At 67.9% G+C, this 12277-nt stretch carries 10 protein-coding genes; 9 read left to right on the top strand and 1 reads right to left on the bottom strand.

Annotation, left to right across the window (positions count from 1 at the left end; translation table 11 throughout):
- Positions 1 to 191 precede the first annotated feature (191 nt).
- Complete coding sequence (ggt, locus tag ACREPD_RS14015; RefSeq protein ID WP_431599879.1) at positions 192 to 1910, bottom strand: gamma-glutamyltransferase; 1719 nt, start codon at positions 1908 to 1910, stop codon at positions 192 to 194.
- 495 nt (positions 1911 to 2405) lie between these two features.
- Here ggt and ilvC point away from each other — a divergent pair, with 495 nt between their 5' ends.
- The 9 genes from ilvC to leuB all read left to right on the top strand — a co-directional run bounded on the left by ilvC (position 2406) and on the right by leuB (position 12075).
- Positions 2406 to 3380, top strand: coding sequence for a ketol-acid reductoisomerase (ilvC, locus tag ACREPD_RS14010; protein ID WP_431599878.1), 975 nt, complete (start codon positions 2406 to 2408; stop codon positions 3378 to 3380).
- A gap of 39 nt (positions 3381 to 3419) precedes the next feature.
- The gene (ilvG, locus tag ACREPD_RS14005) at positions 3420 to 5156 is read left to right on the top strand and encodes an acetolactate synthase 2 catalytic subunit (protein ID WP_431599877.1); all 1737 of its coding nucleotides are present in this window, start codon (positions 3420 to 3422) and stop codon (positions 5154 to 5156) included.
- Entirely contained in the window at positions 5140 to 5400 is a 261-nt protein-coding gene (locus ACREPD_RS14000) for an ACT domain-containing protein (RefSeq protein WP_431599876.1), read from the top strand. Before ilvG ends, ACREPD_RS14000 begins: the two co-directional genes overlap by 17 nt.
- 138 nt (positions 5401 to 5538) lie before the next feature.
- On the top strand, positions 5539 to 6636 hold the full coding sequence (locus tag ACREPD_RS13995) for a threonine dehydratase (protein ID WP_431599875.1): 1098 nt from the start codon (positions 5539 to 5541) through the stop codon (positions 6634 to 6636).
- The gene (locus tag ACREPD_RS13990; RefSeq protein ID WP_431599874.1) at positions 6633 to 8186 is read left to right on the top strand and encodes a 2-isopropylmalate synthase; all 1554 of its coding nucleotides are present in this window, start codon (positions 6633 to 6635) and stop codon (positions 8184 to 8186) included. The genes ACREPD_RS13995 and ACREPD_RS13990 overlap by 4 nt, the downstream gene beginning before the upstream one ends.
- Positions 8187 to 8196: 10 nt before the next feature.
- Positions 8197 to 8979, top strand: a complete 783-nt coding sequence (locus ACREPD_RS13985) for a class I SAM-dependent methyltransferase (protein ID WP_431599873.1) — start codon at positions 8197 to 8199, stop codon at positions 8977 to 8979.
- Between the two features lie 48 nt (positions 8980 to 9027).
- On the top strand, positions 9028 to 10449 hold the full coding sequence (gene leuC / locus ACREPD_RS13980) for a 3-isopropylmalate dehydratase large subunit (protein WP_431599872.1): 1422 nt from the start codon (positions 9028 to 9030) through the stop codon (positions 10447 to 10449).
- Positions 10449 to 11027: a 3-isopropylmalate dehydratase small subunit gene (leuD, locus tag ACREPD_RS13975; RefSeq protein WP_421569310.1), complete on the top strand. Its 579-nt coding sequence runs from the start codon at positions 10449 to 10451 to the stop codon at positions 11025 to 11027. Before leuC ends, leuD begins: the two co-directional genes overlap by 1 nt.
- The gene (leuB, locus tag ACREPD_RS13970; protein ID WP_431599871.1) at positions 11017 to 12075 is read left to right on the top strand and encodes a 3-isopropylmalate dehydrogenase; all 1059 of its coding nucleotides are present in this window, start codon (positions 11017 to 11019) and stop codon (positions 12073 to 12075) included. The genes leuD and leuB overlap by 11 nt, the downstream gene beginning before the upstream one ends.
- Positions 12076 to 12277 lie beyond the last annotated feature (202 nt).

The raw sequence follows: 12277 nt of genomic DNA, 5'->3' as shown, positions 1-12277 counted from the left end.
TTCTACAAGCCTACACGGACGTATTCACGGCGTGTCCCGCAAACCCGCACCCGCCGGCCCAGCTCAGGCCATGATTGAACCAACGGTTGTTCGCACAGATGCATGAAGCAGCCGGGCAAAACCCGGCTCTACGCGATGCGTGAAGCAGCCGGGCATCGCCCGGCGATACGGCGATCCAGGATCGCCAGGCTTCAGTAGCCTGCCGCCTGGCCGTCTTTGCGGCTTTCCGAAGCGCCGTAATACACGCCCGTTTCCGGGTCGCGCATGATCGCCTGGTAGCCGCCGTATGGGCCGTCGGCGAACACTACGCGGTGGCCTTTGCGCATCAGCGCGCGCACCGTCTCGTACGGATAGCCGGTTTCCAGATTCACCTCACCACCGTCACTCATCGCCGTCGCTTGGCCGGTCGGCTCCGTCGAGCCTTCATGCTGGATGCGCGGCGCGTCGCCGGCTTCCTGCAGATTCATCCCGAAGTCCACCAGATTCATCACAATCTGCGCGTGACCCTGCGGCTGCATCGCCCCGCCCATCACACCGAAACTCATCCACGGCTTGCCGTCCTTCGTCACGAAGCCCGGAATGATCGTCTGGAACGGGCGCTTGCCCGGCGCGTACCCATTCGGGTGGTCCTTGCGCAGCACGAACATCTCACCGCGATCCTGCAGGATGAAGCCCAGCCCCGGCGGCGCCATGCCACTGCCCATCCCGCGGTAGTTCGACTGGATCAGCGACACCATCATCCCGTCCGCATCGGCCACCGTCATATAGATCGTGTCGCCCTCCTCCAACTGCTTCGGCGTGCCCGGCTGTACCTCACGCAACGCCTTGTCCATCGAAATCAGCTTGCGTCGCTCCGCCGCATACTCCTTCGACACCAGCTTCGCCACCGGCGCCGGCTGGAACGCCGGGTCCGTGTAGAAGCGCGCACGGTCCGCGAACGCCAGCTTCTTCGCTTCAACGAACAGGTGCACATGCTCCGGCGAGCCGAACGGAATCTTCGAAAAATCGTAGCCTTCCAGCACATTCAGAATCTGCAGCGCCGCAATGCCCTGGCTGTTGGGCGGCAGCTCCCACACATCGTAGCCACGGTAATTGCTGCTGACCGGCTCCACCCACTCACCGTGGTGGCTGGCCATGTCCTCATAGCTCAGGTAGCCACCGTTGGCCTTGAAGTACGTGCCGATCGTGCGCGCGATGTCCCCCTTGTAGAACGCATCGCGGCCGCCCTGTGCAATCTGCTCCAGCGTATTGGCCAGGTTCGGGTTCTTCCACAGCTCGCCCTTGCGCGGCGCATGCCCGTTGATCGTGAACTGCTCCTTGAAGCCCGGGTACTGCGACAGCTTCGGAACCGAACGGTCCCAGTAGTACGCAATCACCTCCGCCACCGGATGGCCGTCGCGCGCATAGCGGATCGCCGGGGCCAGATTGTCCGCCATCGGCTTGCGCCCGAAGCGGTCGTGCAGCGCGAACCAGCCGTCCACCGCGCCCGGCACCGATACCGGCAGCGGCCCGGTCGGCGGAATGTCCTTCAGCCCCCGGCGCTGGAACTCGGCCAGCGTCAGCGACTTCGGCGAGCGGCCCGAGCCGTTGTAGCCGTACAGCTTCTGCGTTTTCGGGTCCCACACGATCGCGAACAGGTCGCCACCCACCCCGTTGCCGGTCGGCTCCATCAACCCCAGCGCCGCATTGGCGGCAATCGCCGCGTCCACCGCCGAGCCACCGCCCTTCATCACGTCCAGCGCGATCTGCGTGGCCAGCGGCTGCGACGTCGCCGCCATCGCATGCGGGGCAATCACCTCCGAGCGGGTGGCGAAGCCGTGGCCGGTCACCCGGTCGGCAGCGGAGGACAGCAGCGGCAGCGCGCAGAGCAGTGCGGTGGCCAGGACGGCACGGGCAAGGGGTCGGGGCACGGTGTGGAGTTCCTGAGAGGTGGGGCAAGCCTTCGATGGTCGCTGCTGCGGGGCCTCGCGCACATCCGACAATGGTCATGCACGGGGCCGTCCACGACAGTCCAATCTGCGCAGAAACCGCGCTTCAAAACTTGAATTGGCGTTCACCATAACGCTTTCAGCCGCAACCATCCTTATGCGGCGGGGCTTTGCGCTGGATACAGGCGAAACCGTTGGAATTTGTCGAAACACGGTTGACAGCGGCAAAACCGCTGTGGTTTTCTCGATCACATGTTGCAGCGCCACACGCCCATTTGCGAATCCATCGAGCCCGCCGGTTCCGGCGCGGCCTCCATCCGTTCGCTTCTCGTCCTCGTACTTATTACCCAACCAACAGGTGCGGGACGGACCGGCGTGTAAGTAGAACTGCCAGGTATCCATCAAAACCCGCACCCACCCAGGTGCGGGTTTTTTCGTTTCAGAACCCTCCGATTCTTCCTCCAAAGGACCTCCCCCATGAGCACCAACGACCTGCCCCAGATCAAGATCGCTGTTGTCGGCTACGGCAGCCAGGGCCGCGCCCACGCACTGAACCTGCGTGAATCCGGCTTCGACGTCGTCATCGGGCTGCGCCCGGGCGGCCCCACCGAGGTCAAGGCGCAGGCCGATGGCTTCACCGTGAAGGCGCCGGCCGAGGCCGTGAAGGACGCCGACCTGGTCGCCGTGCTGACCCCGGACATGGTGCAGAAGAAGCTCTACGAAGACGTGCTGGCGCCGAACATGAAACAGGGCGCCGTGCTGCTGTTCGCCCACGGGCTGAACGTGCACTTCAACATGATCGCCCCGCGCGACGACCTGGACGTGGTGCTGGTCGCGCCCAAGGGCCCGGGCGCCCTGGTCCGCCGCGAGTACGAAATCGGCCGTGGCGTGCCGTGCATCTGGGCGGTCTACCAGGACCGCAGCGGCAAGGCCGCCGAGTACGCCCTGGCCTACGCCACCGGCCTGGGCGGTGCGCGCGCCAACCTGATCGAAACCACCTTCAAGGAAGAAACCGAAACCGACCTGTTCGGTGAGCAGGCCGTGCTGTGCGGCGGCGCCTCCGCGCTGGTCCAGGCCGGTTTCGAGACCCTGGTGGAAGCCGGCTACCAGCCGGAGATCGCCTATTACGAAGTACTGCACGAACTGAAGCTGATCGTGGACCTGTTCTACGAAGGCGGCATCACCCGCATGCTGGAATTCATCTCCGAAACCGCGCAGTACGGCGACTACGTCAGCGGCCCGCGCGTGATCGACGCCGGCACCAAGGAGCGCATGAAGGCGGTGCTGACCGACATCCAGGACGGCACCTTCACCAAGAACTGGGTGGCCGAATACGAAGCGGGCCTGCCGAACTACACCAAGTTCAAGCAGGCCGACCTGGAGCACCCGATCGAGAAGGTAGGCAAGGAACTGCGCGCCAAGATGGTCTGGTTGCAAGGTCAAGCCGCGTAACCGCGCGGCCCCCCCACCCGCTTTCGCAAAGGTCACCGCATGAACACCTCCGCACACAGCACCGCGCCCCGCAATGGCGCACGCTGGTTGACGCAGGCCCTGGAAGCCGAGGGCGTCGACACGCTGTTCGGCTATCCGGGCGGCACCATCATGCCTTTCTATGACGCCCTGGTGGATTCGGGGCTGAAGCACATCCTGGTCCGCCATGAGCAGGGCGCCGCACTGGCCGCCAACGGCTACGCCCGCGCCAGCGGCCGGGTCGGTGTCTGCGTGGCCACCTCCGGCCCCGGCGCGTCCAACCTGGTGACCGGCATCGCCGACGCGATGCTGGACTCGGTGCCGATGGTCTGCATCACCGGCCAGGTCGCCACCCCGCTGCTGGGCACCGACGCGTTCCAGGAACTGGACGTATTCGGGCTGACCCTGCCCATCGTCAAGCACAGCTGGCTGGTGCGCTCGGTCGACGACCTGCCGCGCGTGGTTCGCGAGGCCTTCCGCATCGCCCGCGAAGGCCGCCCCGGCCCGGTGCTGATCGACCTGCCCAAGGACGTGCAGGTCGCCGACGCCAGCCACCTGCCGGTGCACGTGCCGGAAACGGTCAATCCGCCGGTGGCCCCGGGCGACGCGGCACTGGCCGACGCCATCGCCGCGATCCAGGCCGCCGAGAAGCCGGTGATCTACGCCGGCGGCGGCGTCGCCCTGGGCGATGCGGTGGAGGACTTCCGCGCCTTCGTTGATGCCACCGCCATCCCCACCGTGCTGACCCTGCGTGGCCTGGGTGGGCTGCCGGCGCAGCACCCGCACTACCTGGGCATGCTGGGCATGCACGGCACCCGCGCGGCCAACATGGCCGTGCAGGAAAGCGACCTGCTGGTGGTGGTCGGCGCGCGCTTCGACGACCGCGCCACCGGCAAGTTGAATGAGTTCGCGCCGTTCGCCCGCGTCATCCATATCGATGCCGATGCATACGAGATCTCCAAGCTGCGCACCGCCGATGTGGCAGTGCCGGGCAATGTCGGCACCTCGCTGCGTGCGCTGACCGCGGCACTGCCCAGCGCAGCCGCCTCGCAGCAGGCGTGGCGCAAGCGCTGCGCCGGGCACCGCGAGCGCTTCGCCGCCCGCTACGACGCACCGGGCGCGCACATCTACGCCCCGGCGCTGCTGAAGCGCCTGAGCGAAGTGGCCCCGGCCGACGCGATCATTGCCTGCGATGTCGGCCAGCACCAGATGTGGGTGGCCCAGCACTGCCGCTTCAACCACCCGCGCAACCACCTGACCAGCGGCGCGCTGGGCACCATGGGCTTCGGCCTGCCGGCCGCGATGGGCGCGCAGTTCGCCTGTCCAGACCGCACCGTGGTGCTGGTCTCCGGCGACGGCAGCTTCATGATGAACGTGCAGGAGCTGGCCACCATCGCCCGCTGCCGCCTGCCGGTGAAGATCGTACTGCTGGACAACAGCTCGCTGGGCATGGTCCGCCAGTGGCAGGAACTGTTCTTCGCCGAGCGTTACAGCGAGATCGACCTGTCCGACAACCCGGACTTCGCCGCACTGGCCCAGGTGTTCGGCATTCCGGCCACCCGCATCGAGAACCGCGACGACGTCGAAGGCGGCCTGGCTGCGCTGCTGGCCGAACCGGGCCCGGCCCTGCTGCACGTGGCCATCGACGCGCGCGCCAACGTGTGGCCGCTGGTGCCGCCCAACAACGCCAACAGCACGATGCTGGAAAGCAACCCCGCCCATCAGTCCCAGGAGTTCCCCCATGCAATACCGGCTTGACCTGGTGCTGGTTCCGGCCGAAGGCGCGCTGCTGCGCGTGATCGGCATGGCCGAACGCCGTGGGTTTGCCCCGCGCGCGATTGTCGGTGCGCCCAATGCCGCCGACGACGGCCGCTGGCACCTGCAGCTGGTGGTGGACAGCACCCGTCCGCCGGAGACGCTGTGCCGGCAGATCGAGAAGATCTACGACTGCGTTTCGGTGCGGATCAGCGCGCTGGAATCGGGTAGTGGAGTGAACGCATGAACGCCCGTGCCGTGGTTTCGGTGCCGGTACGGGGGGGTCTTCTTCAAGGCTCCTCGTCGCCGTACAGCCGCACGGGTCGTTTCCGCGCAGCCACCCATGGGGTGGCTCTACGCCGGGCCTGCAACCTACGGGGTAGTCATGCCGGCTAGCCGTGCCCCGCAGGAACCGGAGGTAGGCGATGTAAGCGTCGCCGATGTGCTGGCCGCGCAGGCGCGGCTGCGCCGGTTCCTGCCGCCCACGCCGCTGCATTATGCGGAGCGGTTCGGCACCTGGCTGAAACTGGAAAACCTGCAGCGCACCGGTTCCTACAAGGTGCGCGGCGCATTGAACGCGCTGCTGGCCGGGCGCGAACGCGGCGACGACCGCCCGGTGATCTGCGCCTCGGCCGGCAACCACGCCCAGGGCGTGGCGTGGTCGGCCTACCGCCTGGACATTCCCGCCATCACCGTGATGCCGCACGGCGCACCGGCCACCAAGATCGCCGGTGTCGCCCACTGGGGCGCCACCGTGCGCCAGCACGGCAACAGCTACGACGAGGCCTACGCGTTCGCACGCGCCCTGGCCGACCAGCACGGCTACCGCTTCCTGTCCGCGTTCGATGATCCGGACGTGATCTCCGGCCAGGGCACGCTGGGCATCGAACTGGCCGCGCATGCACCGGACGTGGTGATCGTGCCGATCGGCGGCGGTGGGCTCGCGTCGGGTGTCGCGCTGGCGCTGAAATCGCAGGGCGTGCGCATCGTCGGCGCGCAGGTCGAGGGCGTGGATTCCATGGCCCGCGCGATCCGCGGTGACGTGCGCGAGATCGCGCCCGTGGCGACCCTGGCCGATGGTGTGAAGGTGAAGATTCCCGGTTTCCTGACCCGCCGCCTGTGCAGCGCACTGCTGGACGACGTGGTGATCGTGCGCGAAGCCGAGCTGCGCGAAACCCTGGTGCGGCTGGCACTGGAAGAACACATCATCGCCGAAGGCGCCGGCGCCCTGGCACTGGCCGCCGGCCGCCGCGTCGCCGGCAAGCGCAAGTGCGCGGTGGTATCCGGCGGCAACATCGATGCGCTGGTGCTGGCCCAGCTGCTCGCCGACATCCGCCCACGCGCGCCGCGCAAACCGCGCCGACGCGCCAGCGAGCGAACACGGCCCCCGCTACCGACCGTGCTCGCGCCCTCCCCCAATTCCTTACCCCTTCCTGTTTCTGCCATCCCATCCGACCTTGCCGTCGAGGAGACCTCCTGGTGACTACGCCCAACTCCCCCCGAATTCGAATTTTCGATACCTCCCTGCGCGACGGCGAACAGTCGCCGGGCTGCAGCATGAGCCCGCAGCAGAAGCTGGTGATGGCCCGCGCGCTCGACGAGCTGGGCGTGGACATCATCGAGACCGGCTTCCCGGCCAGCTCGCAGTCCGACCGCGACGCCATGGCCATGATCGGCCGTGAAGTGCGCCGCCCCACCCTGGCGGTGCTGTCGCGCTGCCTGGCCGCCGACATCGAGACCTCGGCCAAGGCACTGGAGGCCGCCGCCAACGCGCGCCTGCATGTGTTCCTGTCCACCAGCCCGCTGCACCGCGAGCACAAGCTGCGCATGAGCCGCGAACAGGTGCTGGAATCGGTGCACAAGCACGTCAGCCTGGCGCGCAGCTACATCGACGACGTGGAATTCTCGGCCGAGGATGCCACCCGCACCGAGGAGGACTTCCTGATCGAGGTCGCCCGCGTGGCGGTCGCCGCCGGCGCCACCACCATCAACCTGCCCGATACCGTGGGCTTCACCACGCCGGAAGAAATCCGCGGCATGTTCCAGCGCGTGATCGCCGGCGTGCCGGACAGCGACCGGGTCATCTTCAGCACGCACTGCCACAACGACCTGGGCCTGGCCGTGGCCAACTCGCTGGCCGCCATCGAGGGTGGCGCCCGCCAGGTGGAATGCACTATCAACGGCATCGGCGAGCGCGCCGGCAACTGCTCGCTGGAAGAGCTGGCCATGGTGCTGAAGGTACGCAATGCCTTCTACGAAGAAGACACCCGCATCAACACCCCGCGCATCGTCTCCACCTCGCAGCTGCTGCAGCGCCTGGTCGGCATGCCGGTGCAGCGCAACAAGGCCATCGTGGGCGCCAACGCCTTCGCGCACGAATCGGGCATCCACCAGCACGGCATGCTGCGCCACCGTGGCACCTACGAGATCATGCGCCCGGAAGACGTGGGCTGGGAAAACTCGCAGATGGTGCTGGGCCGCCACAGCGGCCGCGCGGCGGTCGAGGCACGCCTGCGTGCACTGGGCTTCTGGCTGGAGGAAGAAGAACTGAAGCTGGTGTTCGAGCAGTTCAAGACCCTGTGCGAACAGCAGCGCGTGGTGACCGACGCCGACCTGCAGGTACTGATGCAGGGCAGCTCCACCCAGAACGGCTACCGCCTGGCCTCGATGACCATCAGCGACGTGGGCAGCCGTGCCAACGCGCTGGTTGAACTGTCCGACCCGGACGGCAACCGCGTGGCCGAAACCGCCCAAGGCGACGGTCCGGTGGATGCGCTGTTCGGCGCACTGGCCGCCGCCACCGGCGTGCAGCTGATGCTGGACAGCTACCACGTGCACAGCGTGGGCATCGGCGCCGATGCGCGCGGCGAGGCCAACCTGAGCGTGCGCCATGACGGCGTGGAATACGAAGGCACCGGCACCAGCCGCGACATCATCGAAGCCTCCGCATTGGCCTGGCTGGACGTGGCCAATCGCCTGCTGCGCCAGCGCCAGGCCAGCGCCGAACAACCCGCGGCCACCGCCGCCGCCTGAGGAAGCAACCATGAGTGCCTTCGACAGCCCGTATGCCCCCGACGCCACCCAGCAGTGGAACGCGCACGACTACGCCATCGACGCCGGCTTCGTGCCGCTGCTCGGCGGCGCGGTGGCGCGCCTGCTCGACCCGCAACGCGGCGAGCGCATCCTCGACCTGGGCTGCGGCGATGGGGTGTTGAGCTTCGACCTGGCCCTCAGCGGCGCCCATGTCACCGGCATGGACAGCTCGCCCGAGTTGATCGGCGGCGCACGCGCTCGCGGCATCGACGCGCACCTGATGGACGCGCACGCGATGACCTTCGAACGTCGCTTCGATGCGGTGTTCAGCAACGCGGCACTGCACTGGATGCGCGAACCCGACAAGGTGATCGACGGGGTGCGCCGTGCCCTGCGCAGCGGCGGCCGTTTCGTGGCCGAGATGGGCGGCCAGGGCAATGTGGCCACCATCACCAGCGCGCTGCAGGCCGCCCTGTGCAGCAACGGCCATGCGCTGCCCACGTTCCCGTGGTATTTCCCCAGCGAAGACGAGTACGCCGAGCGCCTGCGCGCGCACGGCTTCCAGGTGCGCCACATCGAGTGCCTGCCGCGCCCGACCGTGCTGCCCACCGGCATGCAGGGCTGGCTGCGTACCTTTGCTTCTCCCTTCCTGGTCGGGCTGGATGCGGCCCAGCGCCAGCGCGTACTGGATGACACCGTGGCGCTGTTGGCCCCGACCCAGCGCAACGCGCATGGCCAGTGGACCGCCGATTACGTGCGCCTGCGCTTCGATGCGCGGCTGCGCACTTCCTGAAATATCCGAACCGCCCTATCGTCACATGAACCACAGCAAGGCCATTCCATGACCCCAGCTCCCCGCACCCTGTACGACAAACTGTGGGACGCCCACGTTGTCGTGCCCGAATCGGACAGCGCGCCCGCCGTGCTGTACATCGACCTGCACCTGATCCATGAGGTGACCTCGCCGCAGGCCTTCACCGAACTGCGCGAACGCGGCCTATCCCCGCGCCGCCCGGACCGGACCAAGGCCACCATGGATCACTCCACCCCGACCCTGCCGGCCGGGCCCGACGGCAAGCTGCCGTATGCCAGCGCCGCCTCCGAGGCACAGGTGGCGATGCTGGCGCGCAACTGCGCCGAGTACGGCATCGAGCTGTTCGACCTGCAGTCGGCCAACCGCGGCATCGTGCACGTGATCGCGCCCGAGCAGGGCTTCACCCAGCCGGGCATGACGATTGTGTGCGGCGACAGCCACACCTCCACCCACGGGGCGTTCGGTGCGCTGGCATTCGGCATCGGCACCAGCGAAGTCGGCCACGTGCTGGCCACCCAGTGCCTGCTGCAGCGCAAGGCCAAGACCATGGCGATCACCGTCGATGGCGCGCTGGCGCCGGGCGTGGGCGCCAAGGACGTGGTGCTGCACATCATCGGCGTGATCGGGGTCAACGGCGGTACCGGCCATGTGCTGGAATTCCGTGGCAGCGCGATCACCGCGATGGACATGGAACAGCGCATGACCCTGTGCAACATGTCGATTGAAGCGGGCGCGCGCGCCGGCATGGTGGCGCCGGACCAGGTCACCTTCGACTGGGTGGCCAACACCCCGCGCGGCCCGAAGGGCGTGGAGTTCGACATCGCCGTGGCGCAGTGGACGCAGCTGAGCAGCGATGCCGGCGCGCGCTTCGACGTGGAAGTGCACATCGATGCGGCCGACATCCGCCCCACCCTGACCTGGGGCACCCACCCGGGCACCGCCATTGCCGTGGACGCGCCGATTCCGGCGGCCAACGATGCGGCCGACCAGAAGGGCCTGGACTACATGCACTTCCACGCCGGGCAGACCTTGGCCGGTACGCCGGTGGATGTGGTGTTCGTCGGTTCGTGCACCAACGGCCGGCTGAGCGACATGCGCGAAGTGGCGCAGGTGCTGCAGGGCCGGCGCGTCGCCAGCGACGTGCGCATGCTGGTGGTGCCGGGTTCGGAGATCGTCAAGCGCCAGGCCGAGGCCGAAGGCATCGACGCCATCGTGCGCGCGGCCGGTGCCGAATGGCGCGAGCCGGGCTGTTCGATGTGCATCGCGATGAACGGCGACCTGGTCGCGCCCGGCCAGCTGGCCGTGAGCACCAGCAACCGCAACTTCGAAGGCCGCCAGGGCCCGGGCTCGCGCACGCTGCTGGCGTCGCCGATGACCGCCGCCTGGGCGGCGGTGAACGGCCGCGTGGCCGACCCGCGCGAACTGTATGCCGCACAGGAGGTGGCCTGATGAGCGGCTTCCGCACCCTGACCTCGACCAGCGTGGTGCTGCGCGAGACCAACATCGATACCGACCAGATCATTCCGGCCCGGTTCCTGTCCACCACCGAGCGCGTGGGCCTGGGCAAGCACGCCTTCAACGACTGGCGCTGGCAGGCCGATGGCGCGCCGAACCCGGCGTTCGCCTTCAACCAGCCGCACAACGCCGGGCGCAGCATCCTGCTGGCCGGGCGCAACTTCGGCTGCGGCTCCTCGCGCGAACATGCCCCGTGGGCGCTGACCGACCTGGGCCTGCGCGCGATCGTGAGCAGCGAGATCGCCGATATCTTCCGCGGCAATTCGCTGAAGAACGGCCTGCTGCCGATCGTGCTGGCCGAGGCCGACGTGCAGGTGCTGATGCAGCGCCCGGACGACGAACTCACCATCGACATCGCCGCGCGCGAGCTGCGCACGCCCGACGGCCGCACCTATTCCTTCCCGCTGGACGGCTTCTCGCAGACCTGCCTGCTGGAAGGCGTGGACCAGTTGGGGTATCTGTTGGGGCGTGTCCCCGAAATCGAACGCTACGAGAGTGAACATGCACGCTGAGATTGTCGTATTGCCCGGTGATGGCATCGGTCCCGAAGTCGCCGCCGCCGCTGTGGCGGTGCTGGGCTCGGTCGCCGAGCGCTTTGGCCACACCTTCCACTTCAGCGAACACGATATCGGTGGCATCGCCATCGACCGCCATGGCGAGCCGCTGCCGGCGGCCACGCTCGATGCCTGCCGGGCCGCCGATGCGATCCTGCTGGGCGCGGTAGGCGGCCCGAAGTGGTCCGACCCGAATGCCAAGGTGCGCCCGGAACAGGGCCTGCTGGCGATCCGCAAGGCGCTGGGGCTCTATGCGAACCTGCGCCCGGTGCGCACCCACCCGGCCGCGCTGGGCGCCTCGCCGATCAAGGCCGAGCTGCTGGAAGGCGTCGACTTCGTGGTCGTGCGCGAGCTCACCGGCGGCATCTACTTCGGCGAAAAGACCCGCACCGCCGACACCGCCAGCGACCTGTGCAGCTACAGCGTGGGCGAGATCGAGCGGGTGATGCGCAGTGCGTTCCGGCTGGCGCAGCAGCGCCGCGGCAAGGTCACCTCGGTGGACAAGGCCAACGTGCTGGAGACCTCACGCCTGTGGCGTGACGTCGCCGCGCGGATCGGCCGCGAGGAGTTCCCGGAGATCGCGCTGGAGCACCAGCTGGTCGATTCGATGGCCATGCACCTGCTGGCCAAGCCGCGCGAGTACGACGTGATCGTGACCGAGAACATGTTCGGCGACATCCTCACCGATGAAGCATCGATGCTGGCCGGTTCGCTGGGCCTGCTGCCGTCGGCGTCGCTGGGTGAGCCGGGTGCGGTCGGCATCTACGAGCCGATCCATGGGTCGGCGCCCGATATTGCCGGCAAGGGCATCGCCAATCCGTACGCCACGATCTTCAGCGCCGCGATGCTGCTGCGCCATTCATTGGGGTTGGAGGCCGAAGCGGCCGCCATCGAGGCGGCGGTGCATGCGGCATTGGATGATGGGGTGTTCACTGCGGACCTGGCCGCGAAGGGCCAAGCGGTATCGACCACGCAGGCCACCGACGCGGTGTTGGCGCGGTTGTAATTCGCAGTAACGACATCCGATGGCCCCGTCGGTACTGATCGTACCGACGGGGTAGAGCGGACTGTTAGTCCGCTGTTTTCCGCGCGGTCGTGCGAATCAACGTCAACGGCAGCGGACTAACAGTCCGCTCTACACCCGGTCGGGATCCCCTTCGGGAATCGCCCGCCGGGATGCCACACCCTCTCGGGGGTGTGGCATGGCC

This window comes from Stenotrophomonas sp. (assembly GCF_050737075.1).
In the GTDB taxonomy this organism is placed as follows: Bacteria; Pseudomonadota; Gammaproteobacteria; order Xanthomonadales; family Xanthomonadaceae; genus Stenotrophomonas.
The sequence above is the reverse complement of the archived record's forward strand: the minus strand, read 5'-3'. Positions and strand labels throughout refer to the sequence as shown.